This is a genomic window from Methylobacterium durans, assembly GCF_003173715.1.
Classification (GTDB): Bacteria; Pseudomonadota; Alphaproteobacteria; order Rhizobiales; family Beijerinckiaceae; genus Methylobacterium; species Methylobacterium durans.
Genome location: NZ_CP029550.1, coordinates 1,016,364 through 1,035,501 on the forward strand (window position 1 = coordinate 1,016,364; position 19,138 = coordinate 1,035,501).

Below are 19,138 nucleotides of genomic sequence, written 5' to 3' on the forward strand. Positions count from 1 at the left end.
GAGCCCGCCCACGCCGATCGGACTAAACTCACATATTTGTGATCGTAAGCGCAGGATTAAAAATCGGCCCGACTTGGTGCCTTGCACCGACGTTCCTAGGTTCTCAGGTGTAGGCATCACCGTCCGCCGGGGAATGAGCCGTGCCGGTTCGACCGCGTAATGTCAGTGCGTTTCTGAAGCGCTCCGGCTGGACGCAGGCCCAGCTCGCCTGGGAGCTCGGCGTCAACCAGCCGCGCATCTCGCGCTTCATCAAGGGATTGAAGAAGCCGAACCCGGAGCTCGACCGCGCCCTGACCCGATTCTTCAGCGACAACCCGACCGCCCGGGCGATCGGTCAGGACGAGAAGCCGCGTCCCGTAATCGGAGCGAGGGCATTCCGCTAGGCGCGAGCCCGGCTCACCGTCAATTCAGGCGGCCGCCGCTCGCGCGGTCGATCCGTCGGGCGATGGCGCGCCCGATCTCCCACATCAACAGGTCGACCATCTTCCGCAGAAGCGGCGTGCCGTCCTCGTCGATGGCCTTGCGGGCGGCGATCGCGTGGCGCGCCGCCCGGTCAAGTGGGCTCAATCGCTCCGCGGACGACGTGCCCGGCTCGCCGCCGCGATTCATCCTCTGCGTCACGTCGATCAGGATGCCGTGGCCGTGGGCGGGGGCCGCCTGGGTCGTGGCGTAAATCCGCCCGTGATCGAGAAGCCAGCGCACGCCGTCCTCGGTGTGAACGCGGTAGGTGAGGACGACGGGACCGCCCTCCTGCTCCGCCCGCGCGATCTCGCGGATCACGGAGGCGCGGTCGTCCGGGTGAATGCGCGCGACCACCTCCGCGCAGGTCAGTTTGGTCTCGGCGAGGGACTGGTCCCCGGTCAGAAACTCGGCGGCACCGCTATCGAGCACGTGGAGTCCGTCGGCCGCGTCCCAGGTCCAGGTGCCGACGATGTTCGGTTCGCCCGCTCCCAGAAAGTGATCGTCCGTCTCTCCGGGCGCGTGATCGTCCGCTCGATGCCGCACGCTGTGCTCCTCCCTCGCCCCGGGGAGCTACCAAGCATCGTGTCAACGATCAACTTTTCGTTACTAGAAAAGACCACGAGGCCGCGAATTGCCAGTCCACAATACGATCGGGCACAAGTGATCGCGATCGCTATTGTCAGGCCTCATGTCGCTCGACCCTGGCGAGACGCGCCGGATCGGGCCTCAGTTGCGCACGGGACCGAACGCGACGGCGAGCCCGCGCGTTGTCGGCGATGCTGCGCGGGGAGGAGCCAAGCCACCATGACCCGATCGATCGGTCATTCGGCCTCGAGGCGCTCGACGTCGCCCTCGCCCTGCGCTTGGCACGCGGGAAGGACCGCCTGCTCGTTCGTGCCCTCGGCGGCCTGAGCGAGATCGGCAGCCAGCAGGCCCTCCTGACGCTGGCAGCGGGCATGCTCGCCTACGGCCTGTTCACCCGCGACGCCCGCGGGACGCGGACCGGAGCACGGATGCTCGGCGCCCACATCGCCGCGAGCCTCGTCAAATCCACGGTGAAGCGTCTCACCCACCGGACGCGCCCGGACCTGCTGATCGACGACGGCCTCTACGTCAGGGGCTGGTTCGGCCCGAACGAGGGCTCCTGGCAATCGTTCCCCTCGGGGCATGTCGCCGTGAGCGTGGCCGTGTCCCGCGCGGTGATGCGCGCGCATCCCGAGTGGCGCGGGCGGGCCTGCGCCGGAGCGGCCTTCGTGGCGGCGCTCCAGGTGCTGCGCGGTTCCCACTTTCCCACCGACGTGGCGGCGGGCGTCGCGGTCGGCGCGCTGGCGGAGGCTACCTCCGAGGCCGCGTTCCGGGCAGCGGCGAGGCCGCACGCAGCGCCCGCTACGGAATCTCCAGCACCCGAAGGTTGTTCGTCGACCCGGCCCGGCCGAACGGGATGCCCGCGACGACTACGATGAACTGGTGCGACCTGGCATAGCCGTGGCGCAGCGCCTGCTCGGACGCGTGATCCACCATCTCCTCGTAGGAGACGATGTCGTCGGAGCGCACGCTCTGCGTGCCCCAGAGCAGGCAGAGTTGCCGCGATACCGTCTCGGACGGCGTCATCGCCAGGATCGGCACCGTGGAGCGGCGGCGGGCGCTGCGGGCGGCGGTCGTGCCGCTCAGCGTGAAGGCGACGATGGCCGAGGCATGGATCGATTCCGCGAGGCCCGACGCCGCGGTCGCGACGGCGTGCGGCGGGCTCTCCTCGTCGCCGGGCTCGGAGGCCGCGACGAGGGACGGGTAGAGCCGGTGCGCCTCGGTGCGCCGGATGATTCGGTCCATCATCGCCACGGCCTCGACAGGATAGCGGCCCGCGGCGGACTCGGCCGAGAGCATCACGGCGTCGGCCCCGTCGAAGATCGCGGTCGCGACGTCGGAGGCCTCCGCGCGCGTCGGCGTCGGGGCGGCGACCATCGAGTCGAGCATCTGGGTCGCGACAATGACGGGCTTGGCCGCGACGCGGCAGGCGCGGATGAGCTCCTTCTGCCGGCCGGGCACGTCCTCCGGCGGGATCTCGACGCCGAGATCGCCGCGGGCGACCATCACCGAATCCGAGAGCCGGATGATGTCGCCGATCCGGTCGAGGGCCTGCGGCTTCTCGATCTTCACCATCAGCCCGGCCCGGTCGCCGATCAGCCCCCTCCCCTCCAGCACGTCGGAAGGCGTCTGGACGAAGGACAGCGCGACCCAATCGACCCCGAGCTCGAGGCCGAAGGCGAGGTCGTCACGGTCCTTCTGCGTCAGGGGCGAGATGTCGAGGAGGGTACCGGGCAGGTTCACGCCCTTGCGGTTCGAGATCGCGCCACCGACCGAGACCTCGGCCTCGATGGCGTCGTTCGAGAGGCCGGTGACCTGCACGCGCACGCGACCGTCGTCGATCAGGAGTTCCTGACCCGGCGTGACCGCCTTGAAGATCTCGGGATGCGGCAGCGGGATCGCGTCCCGATCACCGTCGTGTCCCTCGAGCACGAAGCGCACGCGCTCACCCGTCTCGATGCGGAAGCCGCCGCCCTGCAGGGTACCGAGCCGGATCTTCGGCCCCTGGAGGTCCTGCAGGATGCCGATCGGGCAGCCGACCTCGCGCTCGAGCGCCCGGATCGCAGCGTGGACCCGGGCGTGGTCGTCGCGGCCGCCGTGGCTGAAGTTGAGGCGAAACGTGTCGACGCCGGCCTGGAACAGGGCCTTCAGCATCTCGGGCGAGGAACTCGCCGGGCCGACGGTCGCGACGATCTTGGCGTGGCGGTGTCTGCGCATGGGAGACTCCGGCTGATCGAGGATCCGCGCCGGGACGCGACGCGGGATGCGGGCGCCGCGAAGCGCCCGCACGCGCCGACCTTACTCGGCCGGGAGAGGCCGCGCCGTCAACGTCTCCGGCTCGACCACGAACGGCCGCTCGGGGTGCATCGTGAAGGCCAGCGCCGCGCCGATGACGAGAAGCCCGATCGAGCCGGCAAACGGCAGGATCCAGTTGCCGGTGACGTCGACGATCCAGCCGAAGGTGAGCGGCGAGACGATCGCCGCGAAGGCCGAGCCGAAATTCATCAGCCCGCTCGCCGTGCCGGCATATTGCGGGGCGATGTCCATCGGCACGGACCAGATCGGGCCGATCACGAGTTCGAGGAAGAAGAACCCGCCGCTGAGCAGCAGCGCGATCAGGGTGAGCTCCTTGGTGAAGAACACGCCCGTCAGGCAAGCCGCGGCGCCGAGCATGCCGAGGCAGATCACGTTGCGGCGCGCCTTCTGAAGGTCACCGGTCTTCCTCAGGATGCGGTCGCTCATCACGCCGCCCAGCGTGTCGCCGACGACGCCCGCGAAGAACACGCCCGAGGCGAACAAGGCCGAGTTCTTGATGTCGAGCCCGTAGCCGTCCTTGAAGAACGAGGGCAGCCAGTTGAGGTAGAGCCAGAGCGACCAGCCGTAGCAGAAGTAGGTGACCGTGACGGGCGCCATGCGCGGCACGAGGCGCCGCCACGGCACCGGCGGCTTGGGAGCGGCGGGCTTGCGGTCGCGGATCGCGAGGCTCTCCAGGTCCTCGGTGGTGATCGCCTTATGCTCGCGCGGATCGTCCCGGTAGTAGAAGAACCACACCGCCACCCAGGCGAAGCTCATGATGCCGAGCAGCACGAAGGCGCCGCGCCAGCCCATGAACGCCATCAGCAGGACGACGAGCGGCGGCGTCACGGCGTTGCCGAAGCGGGCGAAGGAGTGGGTGATGCCCTGCGCGAAGCCGCGCTGATCAGCCGGGACCCAGGATTGCATCGCTCGCGTCGCGGTCGGGAAGGTGGCGCCCTCGCCGAAGCCGAGGATGAAGCGGACGAGGAACAGCGAGACCACGCCGCCAACGAAGCCCGTGGCGATCGTCGCCGCCGCCCAGATCAGGCCGCAGATGAACAGCGTGCGCCGCGCGCCCCATTTGTCGGCCATGGCGCCGCCGATGATCTGGAACAGGGCATACGGATAGGCGAAGGCCGAGAAGATCAGCCCGAGCTGCGTGTTCGTCAGGCCGAGCTCGGCCTTGATGGCCGGTGCGGCGGTGCCGACGTTCACCCGGTCGACGTAGGTGATGAAGTACATCAGGCACAGCAGGAACAGCACCATGCCCGGCGCGGTGACGCGTCTCGGTATCCTGATCATTGCATTTCCTCCGGTGGGGAGCCCGCGGCGCCGGTCTCTGGCCGGGCATTCTCGCGGGTCGATGCTCATTGCGGACCGGCAGGCGCCCCGCCTGCCGCGTTGTTGCTCCGCCCCACCCGGGACGAGAGGGTCGTGGTCGAACCGCCCGATCGGGCGCTACCCGTCGCGGCCGGCCCGCAGGCTCGTCATCGCGGCGAGGACGCCGCCGCGCTGATGCGGCACCCCGGCCGCGTCGAGACCCATCTCGACGCCCGACAGCGCGCCCATCAGGGTCAATTCATTGCACTCGCCGAGGTGCCCGATGCGGAAGATGCGGCCCGCGAGCTTCGAGAGCCCGGCGCCGAGCGACATGTCGAAATCGTCGAGCACGATCCTGCGGAACGCGTCGGCGTCGTGTCCCTCCGGCATGACGACCGCGGTCAGCACCGGCGAATATTCCGAGGGCTCTCGGCAGAGCACTTCGAGACCCCAGCCCTGGACCGCGGCGCGGGTCGCTGCAGCGAGGCGCTGGTGGCGCGCAAAGACCTCAGGCAGGCCCTCTTCCAAGAGCATCGCGATCGCCTCGCGCAGGCCGTAGAGCAGATTGGTGGCAGGCGTGTAGGGGAAGTAGCCGTTGGCGTTCGGCTTCAGCATCTCCTCCCAATCCCAGTAGGAGCGGGGCAGATTGTTGATACGGGAAGCCGCCCGCGCCTTCTCGGAGATCGCCGTGAAGCCGAGGCCCGGGGGCAGCATCAGCCCCTTCTGCGAGCCGCTGACGGTGACATCGACCCCCCACTCGTCGTGCCGGAAGTCGGCCGAGCCGAGCGACGAGATCGTGTCGACGAGAAGCAGCGCCGGGTGGTTCGCCCGATCGATCGCGCGGCGGACCTCCGCGACGCGGCTCGTCACGCCTGTGGACGTCTCGTTGTGAACGACCATCACAGCCTTGATGGCGCGGGACCGATCCTCGGCGAGCTTCGCCTCGACGATCTCGGGATCGACGCCGCGGCGCCAGTCGCCGGGCACGAACTCGACCTCGATGCCCCAGCGTGCCGCCATCTGGCGCCAGAGGGTGGCGAAGTGACCGGTCTCGAACATCAGCACCCTGTCGCCCGAGGACAACGTATTGACGATGGTGGCCTCCCAGGCGCCCGTGCCCGAGGACGGGTAGATCACCACCGGTCCCATCGTCTGGAAGACGGCGCGGCAGCCCTCCAGCACCTCGCGTCCGAGGACGCCGAATTCGGGCCCGCGATGATCGATCACGGGCATGTCCATGGCGCGCAGAACGCGCTCGGGCACGGGGCTCGGCCCGGGAATCTGCAGGAAATGGCGTCCGGTCCGGCTCATGGCGGCCTCCCACGGCGCCGGTTCGGCGATCGCCGCCCGGCACGTCTTGATTGATCGACGTAAAATGCATTCATTTTTTCGGGCCGCAAGAATTATCTTGTCGGCAATTCGCGAGTCGACGCCCCGCGGCAGCACTGCTACGGTTTCGTCATGCCCCGCCCATCGACCCTCGGCAGCGATCCCTCTGAGGACCGGGACAGCGATCTCGGACATCTCTCCGGATCGCTCCTCGCGCCGATGCCGGAGCAGGACCGGCTCGAGCGCGACGCGGCCCCATCGTCGCTGCACGGCGAGGTGCTGACGCGCCTGCGCGACTACATCGTCGAGGGCGATCTGCCAGCAGGCGCGAGGGTGCCCGAACGGCTGCTCTGCGAGCGCTTCGGCATCTCCCGCACGCCCCTGCGCGAGGCACTGAAGGTGCTGGCGGCCGAAGGGCTCATCGACCTCTTGCCCAATCGCGGGGCGCGCGTGCGCCAGATCGGCGAGCGGGAACTCGTCGAGCTCTTCGACGTGATGGGCGGCCTCGAAGCGCTCGCCGGCCGCCTAGCCTGCGAACGCATGACCGACGCGGCCTTCGCGGAGATCGAGCGGCTCCATCACGCGATGTACGGCCACTATCTGCGCCGCGACCTGCACGGCTATTTCGCCTGCAACCAGGCGATCCACCAAGCCATCGTCGCGGCCGCGGGCAACGCGGCACTGAGCGCCACCTACGCCACCTTCGCCGGGCGGGTACGCCGCGCCCGCTACTCCGCCAACCTCGACCAGCATCGAAACCGCTGGGGCGAAGCCATGCGGGAGCACGAGCAGATCCTCGACGCGCTCCACAGGCGGGCGGGGCCGGACCTGAGCGACATCCTGTTCCGCCACCTCCGCAACAAGTTCCGCTCCGCGGCCGATCAGGAAGCGGCCCGAGACGAGGCCTGATTGCTGTCAATCTTCAAGCCGGAGCGGCAGATCTTGCATTCATTTGAGGTGGATCTCACCAGGTTGGGTCTCCTGCGCGTCCGCCACCGCACTGACGTGGGCCGGACCCGGCAGCGACCTTAAGCATTCGTGATATCCTGACAGACTAGTCCCGAGCGCGTGGGCGTGCTGAACGTGCGCGCCGCCGACCGGGTCGCTTGAGGCCGACAGACGCCGTGAGGCTTGCCCTCCCCCGCAGGTAGCTCCTTGAAGATACCCCGTCTCGCGAAATCGCTGCTCCGCCTCGCACGCCTCCCCCACCGGTCCGGATCCCGGCAGGCGCCGGAAGGGAACCTGCGCGGCAACATCGATGTGTGCCACGACGGCGTCCTGTGCGGCTGGGCGTTCGATCCGCATCGCCCGGACAGCTTTGTCACCGTCGAGATGCGGATGGACGGAAGCGTGCTCTTCGAGCAGAGGGCGGACCAGTTCCGGGCGGATCTGCGGGAAGCAGGCATCGGGTCCGGCTACCACGGGTTCATGTTCAAGCTCGACGACGAGCTCTGGCGGAAGGCGTCCGCACCCGGTACGCGGGTCGAGATCCGCGCCATCGGGAGGCCGCCTTTGCTGATGGGGCAGGTTTCGTTCTCGGACAGGTTCGGCGGAGCGGGAATCGAGGCGCTGCCGCTCGACCTGATCCGGGGATCGCAGGAGCGGGCCGCCCGGGCCGTCGCGGCGACGCCGGATCGACCGGACGAGGCTGCGGACGAGGCTCCGGCGCGCGCGCAAGCCCCGATCTATCGAAAGCTTCTGCACGCGCCCGAGGAGTCGCGCGCGGAGACAGGCTCCGACCGCACGATACAGCCCCCCCTCTCGCCCTTCGCCGCGCAATTGCGCGACCGGCTGGGCTTGCGGGAGCATTTCGCGACGCCCGAGGAGCAGGATCACTTCTACCGCTGGTACATCGACTATTACGCGGCGCGCCGTCCCTTGCGCGCGCCGTTCAGCGCCGCGGAGATCGCCCATCTGAACGAGCCAGTGATCATCGGCGGCCAGCCCTACGCGCTGTCTCGCGCCGCGCTTTGGTACGCGCTCGAGGACGACGGGATCCGCACCGTCCTCGACCTCTCGAAGGAGGCGGGGTACCGGCGGGTCCTGTACTGGTGGGCCAGCACCAAGGTCCGCGCCCTCAACGTAGAAGATTGCCTCGTCTCCTACCGGCAGGTCTCCTTCCTGCAGGCGATCACGCCGGCTGAGCGCGGAGCCTTCCTGCCGTTTTCGCGCTTCGTCACCGAAGCGTTGCTCCAGCATCCCGATCTCACATGGGTGCGCAACACCTGCGACACGCAGACCCGGATTGCCTGCTACTATGTCGTGCTGCTCGAGGCCGCCGAGGAGCCCGGGCTCCTGCGCTTCGTCCCGCGTGAGGTCCTCGACTATTTCCTCCTTGGACCCGATCCCCAATTCGATGCGGTGAGCGCCGCGATCGGCGCCGCGGGCGCCACGATCGACCGAAGGACCTATCTGGCGGAGATCAAGGCCCGCGGCTTCGACATCGAGCGGCAGGTCTTCGGGACGACGACCCGCGACGGCGACCGGATCGACCCGCACCGCTTAGTCGCGAGCCCGGCAGCGACATCGCAGCCCTTCATCCAGGTGATCGCACCCTTCGACAAGGCCTCGGGGCTCGCCACCGCCGGTCGCTCGACGCGCTCGGTGCTGCTCGGCGCAGGCCTGCCCAGTCGCTTCGCGAATTTCTCAATCGAGAACCCGCAGCCCGTCGTGGCCGACGACAATCACGACCGGCAGGTGGCGCTCGGGGCGGCGATCAACGTCATCCACATCAATCCGGACCTGCTGCCCCTCGTCTTCGCCCACTCGCCGGACGTCTTCACGGGGGCCTACAACATCGGCTTCTTCTTCTGGGAGCTCGACAAGATCGCAGCCAACCACAATCTCGCGCTCGAACTCGTCGACGAGATCTGGGTGGGCTCCGAGTACAACCGCCGCTGCTTCGCGCAGGCCACCGACAAGCCGGTGCACAACATGCGCCTCGCAATGCCGCCGCTCGGGGCTGGCGACACGGCGAAAGACCGCGCCCTGATGAACAACCTCTTCGGCACCCGCGCCGACGATTTCGTGTTCTTCACCTCCTACGATTCGTTCTCCTACACGTCCCGCAAGAATCCGCTCGCCGTGATCCGGGCGTTTCACACGGCCTTCCCGCCCGGCGAGACGGGGGTGCGGCTGATCATCAAGACGCACAATGCCGCCGCCCTGACGGACCCGCTCACGCTGCGCGCGTGGCGCCATATCGCCGATGCCTGCGAGGGTGACCCGCGCATTGCGATCGTGGACCGCACCATGCGGCACGACGAGGTGCTGGGCCTCATCGCGGCGGCGGATTGCTACGTGTCGCTGCACCGCTCCGAGGGGTTCGGCCTCGGCATGATGGAAGCAATGCAGCGCCGCACGCCCGTCGTCTGCACCGGCTATTCGGGCAATGCCGATTTCTGCGATGCCGAGACCGCGTGGCCGGTGGCCTACGACCTCGTGCCGACCGGCGCCACCGAGTACGCCTATGTCGAGCCCGGCCATGTCTGGGCGGAACCGCGTCACGCCAGCGCCGTGGAGGCCCTGCGCGCCGTGCGCGGGAATGCCGAGGAGCGGCAGCGCCGCGTCGAAAACGCCGCCCACCTCGTCGCGCAGGCCTACGAGCCGACCGCCCTCGTGCCCCTCTACCGCGATCGGATCGCGGCCATCCTGCGGGCGCGATCACCCCGACTCTGACGCGGTGCCAAGCGGTCCCGCTCCAGGGACGCGGCCCCCGTTCAGACGTGGACGGGCCCATCGTCGCGCTCGCGCTCTCGGCGGATCGAGCGCAGGACGACGAACAGGAGCGCGGCGTAGAAGACCGCGACGCAGGCCACCACCAGCCCGCCGGGCAGCGGCCCGAGGGCGGCATTCTCCACCACCGCGCGGATCGTGATCTCCGTCTCGGCGCCGCTCCCGGGCTGAAGCTTCGGAGAGGTGATCTTGAGCACCCAGGCGAGCAGCAGGATCATGAACATCCAGCCGTAATTGCGCCTCAGGCGGCGCGCGAGCGCGTCGGCGAGGGAGATGCGGAACGCAGGCCGGCGCAGGCTCTCGCCGAGTTCGCGCGACCAGTCGACGCCCCCCCGGGCAGCGGGGCGAAGACCTGCGCGTAGTAGTAGCGCTCCAGGCGCCGGACGCGGGCACGGTAGACGTCGAAGAAGCGGTAGCGGCGCGCCTCGATCGCCAGCAGCAGCAGCACGAGCAGCATCGCGAAGAGCAGCACGCCGTGGTGGGCGGTCGGCGTCGACAGCGAGACCGAGAGCATCGCGGCGATCACCGTGATCGACCAGTTCGTGGTGCGGTCGATGCGGTCGCGCCAGCCGGCCATGCGGCCGATCTCGCCGCGATGGTAATGGGCCAAGACGGTGATGATCTCGCCGGACCCGCGCGGCTGCGGCACGGGGCCCGGTGGCCCTTCGTGATGCGGCCCGGGAATGGGCTCGGGGAGCGGCGCGGGCTCATATCATTCTACGAGCGGCCGCCCCCTTGGTTGCAGGGAACGGCCGGCGCTTGCGGATGAGAGCGCGGCGCGTCTCCCCGCACGGGGGAGCCGCGCCGCACGGGCCTGACTTACTGGCTGCCCTCGACGGCCGCGCGCAGAACCGGGGTCCAGCGGGCGACCTCGCTCTCCACGAGCTTCTGCAGGGCGGCCGGTCCACGCTCGGCCGTGGGCGGCACGGTACCGCCGAGGTCGAGGATGCGCTTGCGCGTCGACTCGTCCTCCAGCGACTTGCCGAGGGCGTTGACGAGGGCGGCCGAGACATCCTTCGGCAGGCCCTTCGGCGCGAAGACCGCGTTCCAGGCGCTGACTTCGTAGCCCTCCAGACCGGCCTCCTTGGTGGTCGGCACGTTCGGCAGCGCCGGCGAGCGCTCCGGCGTGGCGATCGCGTAGGCCTTGATCGTGCCGCCGGTGATCTGGGGCGCCACGTTGACGATCTGGTCGGTCATGAAGTCGACTTGCCCCGCCATCAGGTCGTTCAGGGCCGGACCGGTGCCGCGGTAGACGACGAGGGTGGGCTTGGCGCCGACGATCGAATCGAACAGCACGCCCGTGGAGTGGGAGACCGAGCCGACGCCGGCATGGGCCTGGTTGATCGAGGCGCCGCCCGCCTTCACCGCCGCGAGAAAGCCCTTGAGGTCGGGGGCGGCGAAATCCTTCTTGGCGACGATGACGATCGGCGTGCCGGCCGCCATCCCGATCGGGTCGAAGCTCGTGGCGGGATCGTATTTCAGCCCCTTGAACAGGGCGGGTGCCGCCCCGTGCGTGCCCATGTGGCCCATCATGATCGTGTAGCCGTCGGGGGCGGCCTGGGCGGCGCGGGTGATGCCGGTGGTGCCGCCCGCCCCCGTCACGTTCTCGATCACGACCTGCTGGCCGAGGGTGCGGGACATGTGGTCGGCCACGATCCGCGCGACGACGTCGGTCGGTCCGCCGGCGGCGAAGGGCACCACCATGGTGATCGGGCGCTGGGGATAGGTGTCGGCCTGCGCGCCGGGCGCCGCAAGGCCGAGCCCGGTCGCCGCACCGGCGATCAGAGCGAGGCCCGCGAGGCGGCGGGTGAGCGTGCGTGTCATGTGCGTGTTTCCTCCGTAACCTGTGTCGGCCCGTCTCGCGCCCGGCGGGCGCGGTCAGGCTTCGCTGAAGACGTCGTCGCGGCTGCGGCGCAGCGACGGCATCAGGGCCGCGACCAGCATGATGATCGAGATGGCGAACAGCCCCGCGCAGATCGGACGTTCGAGGAACACCATCGCATCCCCACGGGACAGCGTGAGCGCGCGCCGCAGGTACTCCTCCATCAGCTTGCCGAGGACGAAGCCGAGCAGGAGCGGCGCCGGCTCGAAGCCGAACTTGATCAGCACGTAGCCGATCAGCCCGAACACGCCGATGAGCATGACGTCCGTGGGCAGCGCGTTGATCGAGTAGATGCCGATGGCGCAGAACATCAGGATCGCGGGGAACATCAGACGGTAGGGCACCTTCAGGAGGCGAACCCAGACGCCGACGAGCGGCAGGTTGATGATGAGCAGCATCAGGTTCCCGAGCCACATCGAGGCGATCATGCCCCAGAACAGGTTCGGGTTCTTCGTCATCACGCCGGGCCCCGGCACGATGCCGTGGATCGTCATGGCGCCGACCATCAGGGCCATCACCGCGTTCGGCGGGATGCCGAGCGTCAGGAGCGGGATGAAGGAGGTCTGCGCACCCGCGTTGTTGGCGCTCTCCGGCCCCGCCACACCCTCGATGGCGCCGCGGCCGAAGCGGCTCGGGTCGCGGGCGATGCGCTTCTCGACCGTGTAGGCGGCGAAGGGGCCGAGCACGGCGCCGTTCCCGGGCAGGATGCCGAGCGCCGAGCCGATGGCGGTGCCGCGCAGGATCGGGCCCGCCGCCTGCCGGAGTTCCTGCCGGCCCGGCAACAGGCGACCGATATGCTGGCGCACCACGTCGCGGGTCTCGGTATGGTCGAGGTTGCGCAGGATCTCGGCGATGCCGAACAGGCCCATCGCGAGGACCGAGAAGTCGATCCCGTCCGTCAGGAAGGCGAGGCCGAAGGTCAGGCGCTCCTGGCCCGTCTCGAGATCCGTGCCGATCGTGGCGAGCAGGATGCCGACGAGAATCATCGCCACCGCCTTGAGGATCGAGCCCCGCGCCAGCACGACGGCGAAGACGAGGCCCATCACCATCAGGGCGAAATACTCGGCCGGGCCGAAGACGAGGGCGAGCCGGGTCAGCGGCGCGCCGATCGCGGCAATCAGCATGGTCGCCACGGTGCCGGCGCAGAACGAGCCGATCGCGGCGATGCCGAGCGCGATGCCGGCGCGGCCCTGGCGCGCCATCTGGTGCCCGTCGAGGGTCGTGATGACCGAGGTCGCCTCGCCCGGGATGTTGACGAGGATGGCCGTGGTCGAGCCGCCGTATTGGGCGCCGTAATAGATGCCGGCGAGCATGATCAGCGCACCGACCGGATCGAGCCCGAAGGTGATCGGCAGAAGCATCGCGATCGTGGCGATCGGCCCGACGCCGGGCAGCACGCCGATCAGCGTGCCGACGAGGCACCCCAGGAAGCAGAGCGCGAGATTCTGCAGGCTGAGCGCGATCGAGAAGCCGAGCCCGAGATTGGAGACGAGGTCCGACACAGCCGAGTTGTCCTTGAAGCGAGACCGTGCAGAGCGTCAGGTCGTCATCGAGTGGGAGGCGACGTCGACCGCGGGGCGACGCTGGCCGCGGCCGACGAGGAGGAGCGCGAGGCCCCCGATCGCGAGGAGCCCCGCCGCCAGGCGCAGGAGCGTGCGCGAGGACAGGGTGCCGGAGAGCGCGTCGACGAGGGCGATCGGGAAGATCGGGATCGGCAGGTTGAGGAGGTCGCCGAAGAGCAGCATGCACCCGGCTGTGAGGAACAGCGCCAGGATGAGGAGTTCCCGCAGGCGCGCCTCGGGCGAGGCGTATCCGCCGACGATCACGGCGAGCGGACCCGCCACGATCAATCCGAGGCCGGGCGTCGAGACGGGCCCGAGGCTGAAAGGCCGGATCGTGACGGCGAAGGCGAGGATCGCGAGGGTAACGACGACGGGGCCGCGCCAGGCCGCGCTCGCGAGCGGCTCACCGTCCTTCAGGAAGGCCGCAACGAGGAGGGAGATGCCGCAGAGTCCGATCCCGATCGAGAGCCAGCGCGGCATCAGGCCCGGTCCCATCGCCCGAAGCGTTCCCTGCGGCAGATCGCTCCCGGCCCAGAGCCCGAACAGGGCCAGGGCCACGAGGCCGAGACCGGACACCAGGCTCTGCGGTGCGCGCACGATGCCACGGCCCGGTCCACGGCCGTGGTTCAGCTCGCTCATGTCGTCTCCTCCTGCCGCCGTCCTCGTCGGCTGCCGCCTTTCCGGCGGGTCTGCCGAGGACTGTGCCACGTCTTGCCCGTCCCGTCGCGAGGACGCCGACGGTTTTCCCAAGCAACGCGCGACTGATCACTCGGTCTGGACGCCGGCCTCCTTGACGACCGGCGCCCATTTCGCAGCCTCTGCTTTCACGTGATCGGCGAGCGCCTCCGGGCTCGAACCGACGACGGTGGCGCTGAACGCATTCATCCGCTCGATCACGGTCGGATCCTTGAGGGCCTTGAGCGCCGCGGCGTTCAGCGCGTCGATGACCGGGCGCGGGGTCTTGGCGGGGACGAAGAGCGCGTTCCAGGTGTAGGTCTCGTAGCCCGGCAGCCCGGCCTCGGCGATCGTCGGCATATCTGGGAACGAGGGAGCCCGCTCCTTGGTGGTCACCGCGACGCCCCGGAGCGTTCCGGCCCGGATGAATTCCGAGGACGAAGGCAGGTTGTCGAACATGATCGGGACCTGCCCCGCCACCACGTCGTTCAGCGCCGGGCCCGCACCGCGATAGGGAATGTGCTGCATCTGTGCTCCGGCCATGCTCTTGAAGAGCTCTCCGGACAGGTGCAGCGGCGTGCCGTTGCCCGAGGACGCGTAATTGTACTTGCCCGGCTCCGCCTTGAGGAGGGCGATCAGCTCCGGCACGGTCTTGGCGGGCAGGTTCGGGTTCACGACGAGGACGTTCGGCACCACCGCGAGAAGCGACACGGGCGCGAAGTCGGTGATCGGGTCGTAGGGCTTGCGCTTCAGGATCAACGGGTTGAGGGCGTGGGTGGCCACCGTGCCCATCAGGATCGCGTAGCCGTCCGGATCGGCCTTGGCGACGCGTGTCGCCCCGACATTGCCGCCCGCCCCGACGACGTTCTCGACTACGACCTGCTGGCCGAGGCTCTCCGACATCTTCTGGGCGACGAGGCGGGCCACCACGTCCGTCGAGCCGCCGGCCGCGAAGGGAACGATGAGGGTAATGGGCCGGGTCGGGAAATTCGCCTGCGCCTGCGCGCTCCCGGCCGAGAGCGGCAGCGCCGCGAAGCACGAACCGGCGAGCCACAGCCCCAGGAGCGCGCGGCGCCCCATACCGAAACCTGTCATCGAGCCACTCCTCGAACGTTTCATCCGTGGCGCCCGCCTTCATCCGGGCCGGTCGCGCAGGGACATACTGGTCCGGCGGGACCCGATCCGTAAAGGAGAGCGGGCGCGCAGGATTGCCGAGATCGCATTGACGGCGCGGATCAATTGTCACGGATGAAGCTGGCCGGTGCGCATTCCAAGATTCGCCGACGGGTTCACAAGTGAGGCCGGAGCACTCTGACGATCCGGCTTTCGCGGTCGCCGCTCCGTGCTAGGTTCCCGCGCCCACGGAGTCCGCGATGCGCCTGTCCCTGTTCGCCGCCCTTCTCGTTCTCGCCGCGCCCCTGACGGCCGCGGCTCAGGTCGATCCCGCCCCGAACAAGCGGCGTCCCGTCCCGCCGAACGCCGCAGCGCGGGCGGCCGAGCCCGCTCCGCATACGGAAGAGGAGCTGGAGGCGAGCCGCAACCGGGCCGACACCGAGCGGAAGTTGCAGGAGAAAGCCTTCGACGACCGCGTCCGCCGCGCCACCGGCTCGATCTGCAGCGGTTGCGTGACCGGGCCCGCCGCCGCGCCGCGGCGCGCGCGCAATGCCGGTGCGGACCGCGAGGCCGCCCCGCACGATCCCGCCGAGGCTCCGCCGCTGCCCGCCACCCGCCCCTGACCGGCGGCGGGTGCGACGACGGCGCCCGCGCGCTCGATCGCACCCTTGCCAAATCGCTGCGGCAATCTGTAATGATACGGACCCCTTCCCGGTTGCGTCGGTCGATATTGCGACCTGCGGCCGAACCCCCGGGCCCATGCGCGCTGTCGCTTTCGGTCCCTCGCGGTGATCGCCGGATCCTTCTTGGACATCGGGCGGGTGTCGGCACACGTGGCGGTTTTATGCTCGCCACACCCAGTTGGAATTCGCGGCCGGCATTTGCCGGCCAGGATGTTTTCGCGAGGTCGGGGAAAGGATGGGCGAACGCACAGCATCGGTTGCCGTTGCTCGTGCCGCAAGCGCGCGTGTCTCGCGTCGCGCCGGTTCGTCCCTCCCCCCGGCCATGTTCAACCCCAGGCGCGCCGAAGATCGGCGCCGAGCGGCGGTTGACGGCATTCCCTTCCCCACAGCCCCCACGGCCCCGGTGACGAGGCCGTCGCGAGCGTTTCCCAGGATGGCCCGCGGGCCGGGAGAGGCTCCACCGGGACGCCTCGGTCCAAGGTGTGCGACGTCGGCCGCCATGTCGAAAGTTCGTCATGGCCAACAACAAGATGCTCATCGATGCGATGCACCCGGAGGAGACCCGGGTCGTCACGGTTCACGGATCTAGAGTCGAGGAATTCGACTTCGAGGCCGCCAACCGGCGCCAGCTGCGCGGCAACATCTACCTCGCCAAGGTGACCCGCGTGGAGCCCTCGCTCCAGGCGGCCTTCGTGGAATACGGCGGCAACCGCCACGGCTTCCTCGCCTTCAACGAGATCCACCCCGACTATTACCAGATCCCGCTGGCCGACCGGCAGGCGCTCCTTGAGGACGAGGCGCGCGACGCCGAGGAGCATCGCGAGCGCGAGGAGCGCCGCCGCACGTCCCGCCGCTCGCGCGGACGCCGCGCCGAGGCCGCCTCGGCCCGCAATGCCGAGACGGTGAGCGCCGAGGATGCGAGCGAGACGGCAGAGGGCGCCGAGGCCGTGGTGCCGGGCGGCGACGCCTCGGCCGATCTGCCCGAGGGCGCGCTCGCGTCCGGGTCGGACGCGAGCGCCGAGGCTTCCGGCACCTCCGACGCTGCGTCCGAGGCGCTTGCCCAGCCGCAGGCCGAGGCCGGTGAGCCCGCCACGTCCGAGGCGCCCGTGCCCGTCGCCGAGGGCCACCCCGAGCCGGCCGCCGTCGAGGCCGCCGCCGACGCGGCCGATTCCGAGGAGGCCGAGACGAGCGATGCCTCCGAGGACGAGGATTCGGAGGAATCCGACGACGAGCCCGGGGACGACGAGGATTCGGACGACGACGAGGATTCCGACGAGGACGAGGAATCCGAGGACAGCGACGATCCGGACGCCGAGCCGAAGATCGCCCAGGTCGGCGGCAACGGCGACGCGCTGGCCGAGATCCCGGAGCGGCCCCGCACCTACCGGCGCCATTACAAGATCCAGGAGGTGATCAAGCGCCGCCAGATCATCCTCGTTCAGGTCGTGAAGGAGGAGCGCGGCACCAAGGGCGCGGCGCTCACCACCTATCTGTCGCTCGCCGGGCGCTACTCGGTGCTGATGCCGAACACCGGCCGCGGCGGCGGCATCTCCCGCAAGATCACGAGCGCGGCCGATCGCAAGCGCCTGAAGGAGGTCGCGCAGGACCTGGAAGTGCCGGACGGGATGGGTGTCATCCTGCGCACCGCCGGCGCGTCCCGCACCAAGCCGGAGATCAAGCGGGACTTCGAGTACCTGATGCGGCTCTGGGAGAGCGTGCGCGAGCTGACCCTGTCCTCGCAGGCCCCGGCGCTCGTCTACGAGGAGGGCTCGCTCATCAAGCGCGCCATCCGCGACCTCTACAACAAGGATCTCGACGAGGTTCTGGTGGCGGGCGACGACGCCTACCGCGAGGCCAAGGACTTCATGCGGATGCTGATGCCGACCCAGTCCAAGGTCGTGAAGCCCTACCGCGATCCGACGCCGATCTTCGCCCGCTACGGCGTCGAGCAACAGCTCGACGCGATGTTCTCGACGCATGTCTCCCTGAAATCGGGCGGATACCTCGTCATCAACCCGACCGAGGCGCTCGTCTCGATCGACGTGAACTCGGGGCGCGCCACCCGCGAGCACGACATCGAGGACACCGCCCTCAAGACGAATCTCGAGGCTGCCGAGGAGGTCTCGCGGCAGCTGCGCCTGCGCGATCTCGCCGGCCTCATCGTGATCGACTTCATCGACATGGAGGAGAAGCGCAACAACCGCGCCGTCGAGAAGAAGCTCAACGAGTGCCTGAAGAACGACCGCGCCCGCATCCAGGTCGGCCGGATCTCGCCCTTCGGGCTCCTGGAGATGAGCCGCCAGCGCATCCGCACGGGCGTGCTCGAATCCTCCTCGATCCCCTGCGCCCATTGCGGCGGCTCGGGCTTCGTGCGGGCCACCTCGTCGGTGGCGCTGCACATCCTGCGCTCGATCGAGGAGGCGCTGCTCAAGTCGCAGACCCACAACCTCGTGCTGCGCACGCGCACCGAGGTGGCGCTCTACATCCTCAACCAGAAGCGCGCGCACCTGCGGGAGCTCGAAGTCCGCTTCGGCGTCACCGTGACGATCGCGGCCGACGAGCGGCTCTCGGCCACGGCGGCCTTCCAGCTCGATCGCGGCGAGCCCGCGCAGCGCGCGGAAGGGCCCGTGACAGGCGTGCGCGCGGTCGCGATCTCGCCCGCGATGGCGGTCGAGGACGAGATCGAGGAGGAGGAACTCGTCGAGGAGGTCTCGGAGGAGGCTGAGGGCGAGGCCGAGGAGGGCGAGGCCCGCACCGAGGGCCGGGAGGACGGCGAAGGCCAACGCCGCCGTCGCCGCCGTCGCCGCCGCCGCGGAGGCCGGTCCGAGAACGGCGCCGAGGAAAACGAGGCGCAGGCCGGTGACGACGAGGGCGACGATGAGGCCGGAGAGGGTGACGAGGCCGTCGCCGCCGATGCCGACGAGGCGCCGAGCGAGCCCGTCCGCGCCACCGAGGACGAGAGCGGCGGACGCCGCCGTCGCCGCGGGCGTCGGGGTGGCCGCGGCCGCTCGGAGGGTCGCGGACAGGGTGCCGACGATGCGGGGGCGGATATGGCGGCAACGGACGTGGCGGCCCTGTCTCCGGAAGAGCCGGTGAGCGCCGAGACCGTCGCCGAGACCGTCGCTTCCTCGGTCGAGGAGCGCGCGGACGAGGCGGTCCTGATGGAAGCGGCCGTCGAGCTGCCGGTTGCGGCGAGCCCGGCGGACGAGCCCGCCGCTCACACGACCGACAGCGCGGCACCCGAGATGGGCGGCACGGACGAGGTCGCGGCGCCGACGACGCCCGCGCCCGAGCCGGTCGCCGTCGTCCTGACGCCTCCGTCCGATCCCGACCGCCCGAAGCGGGCGGGTTGGTGGTCACGCACCAAGGCAGCCATCACCGGCGAGTGATCGCCGCGCGAGCATGGGCGGGCGCGTGTCTGACGCGCGCCCGCCCTCGCTGCCGGATTGCCGCAAGGATCCCCGCACATGTCTCGCAGGCGATGCCGTAACTGTGAG

General features: G+C 69.6%; 14 protein-coding genes and 1 pseudogene. 6 read left to right on the forward strand and 9 right to left on the reverse strand.

Features of this window, described 5'->3' with window-relative positions; translation table 11 throughout:
* The first annotated feature begins 140 nt into the window (after positions 1-140).
* Positions 141-383, forward strand: coding sequence for a helix-turn-helix domain-containing protein (locus DK389_RS04790; protein ID WP_109887751.1), 243 nt, complete (start codon positions 141-143; stop codon positions 381-383).
* Positions 384-402: 19 nt separating this feature from the next.
* Here DK389_RS04790 and DK389_RS04795 read toward each other — a convergent pair whose 3' ends face one another.
* A complete protein-coding gene (locus DK389_RS04795) occupies positions 403-1,005 on the reverse strand; it encodes a PAS domain-containing protein (protein ID WP_109887752.1) in 603 nt (200 codons plus the stop codon).
* A 233-nt stretch (positions 1,006-1,238) separates the two neighbouring features.
* Here DK389_RS04795 and DK389_RS04800 point away from each other — a divergent pair, with 233 nt between their 5' ends.
* Positions 1,239-1,925, forward strand: a complete 687-nt coding sequence (locus DK389_RS04800; protein ID WP_109887754.1) for a phosphatase PAP2 family protein — start codon at positions 1,239-1,241, stop codon at positions 1,923-1,925.
* Here DK389_RS04800 and pyk read toward each other — a convergent pair.
* From pyk to DK389_RS04815, 3 genes are all read right to left on the reverse strand, one after another.
* Positions 1,849-3,264 (reverse strand): pyruvate kinase, encoded by a 1,416-nt coding sequence (pyk, locus tag DK389_RS04805; RefSeq protein WP_109887756.1) that lies wholly within the window; start codon positions 3,262-3,264, stop codon positions 1,849-1,851. The genes DK389_RS04800 and pyk overlap by 77 nt on opposite strands.
* Before the next feature lie 81 nt (positions 3,265-3,345).
* On the reverse strand, positions 3,346-4,644 hold the full coding sequence (locus tag DK389_RS04810; protein WP_109887758.1) for an MFS transporter: 1,299 nt from the start codon (positions 4,642-4,644) through the stop codon (positions 3,346-3,348).
* Between the two features lie 156 nt (positions 4,645-4,800).
* Positions 4,801-5,973, reverse strand: coding sequence for a pyridoxal-phosphate-dependent aminotransferase family protein (locus DK389_RS04815; protein WP_109887760.1), 1,173 nt, complete (start codon positions 5,971-5,973; stop codon positions 4,801-4,803).
* A gap of 150 nt (positions 5,974-6,123) precedes the next feature.
* Here DK389_RS04815 and DK389_RS04820 point away from each other — a divergent pair, with 150 nt between their 5' ends.
* Together DK389_RS04820 and DK389_RS04825 are read left to right on the forward strand one after the other, a co-directional pair.
* Positions 6,124-6,900: a GntR family transcriptional regulator gene (locus tag DK389_RS04820; RefSeq protein ID WP_418292005.1), complete on the forward strand. Its 777-nt coding sequence runs from the start codon at positions 6,124-6,126 to the stop codon at positions 6,898-6,900.
* A 246-nt stretch (positions 6,901-7,146) separates the two neighbouring features.
* The gene (locus DK389_RS04825; RefSeq protein WP_109887762.1) at positions 7,147-9,669 is read left to right on the forward strand and encodes a glycosyltransferase; all 2,523 of its coding nucleotides are present in this window, start codon (positions 7,147-7,149) and stop codon (positions 9,667-9,669) included.
* 41 nt (positions 9,670-9,710) lie between these two features.
* Here the strand turns inward: DK389_RS04825 and DK389_RS04830 are convergent.
* The 5 genes and pseudogenes from DK389_RS04830 to DK389_RS04850 form a co-directional block, all read right to left on the reverse strand.
* Positions 9,711-10,411, reverse strand: a pseudogene (locus DK389_RS04830) (DUF2270 domain-containing protein).
* A 134-nt stretch (positions 10,412-10,545) separates the two neighbouring features.
* The gene (locus DK389_RS04835; protein WP_109887764.1) at positions 10,546-11,550 is read right to left on the reverse strand and encodes a tripartite tricarboxylate transporter substrate-binding protein; all 1,005 of its coding nucleotides are present in this window, start codon (positions 11,548-11,550) and stop codon (positions 10,546-10,548) included.
* A gap of 54 nt (positions 11,551-11,604) precedes the next feature.
* Positions 11,605-13,110, reverse strand: coding sequence for a tripartite tricarboxylate transporter permease (locus DK389_RS04840; RefSeq protein WP_109887765.1), 1,506 nt, complete (start codon positions 13,108-13,110; stop codon positions 11,605-11,607).
* Positions 13,111-13,146: 36 nt separating this feature from the next.
* Positions 13,147-13,809, reverse strand: coding sequence for a tripartite tricarboxylate transporter TctB family protein (locus DK389_RS04845; protein WP_109887767.1), 663 nt, complete (start codon positions 13,807-13,809; stop codon positions 13,147-13,149).
* A 126-nt stretch (positions 13,810-13,935) separates the two neighbouring features.
* On the reverse strand, positions 13,936-14,940 hold the full coding sequence (locus tag DK389_RS04850; RefSeq protein WP_418292006.1) for a Bug family tripartite tricarboxylate transporter substrate binding protein: 1,005 nt from the start codon (positions 14,938-14,940) through the stop codon (positions 13,936-13,938).
* 278 nt (positions 14,941-15,218) lie between these two features.
* Between DK389_RS04850 and DK389_RS04855 the strand changes: the two genes are divergently transcribed.
* A complete protein-coding gene (locus DK389_RS04855) occupies positions 15,219-15,581 on the forward strand; it encodes a hypothetical protein (protein WP_109887770.1) in 363 nt (120 codons plus the stop codon).
* A 575-nt stretch (positions 15,582-16,156) separates the two neighbouring features.
* Positions 16,157-19,030, forward strand: coding sequence for an Rne/Rng family ribonuclease (locus DK389_RS04860; RefSeq protein ID WP_109887772.1), 2,874 nt, complete (start codon positions 16,157-16,159; stop codon positions 19,028-19,030).
* Positions 19,031-19,138 lie beyond the last annotated feature (108 nt).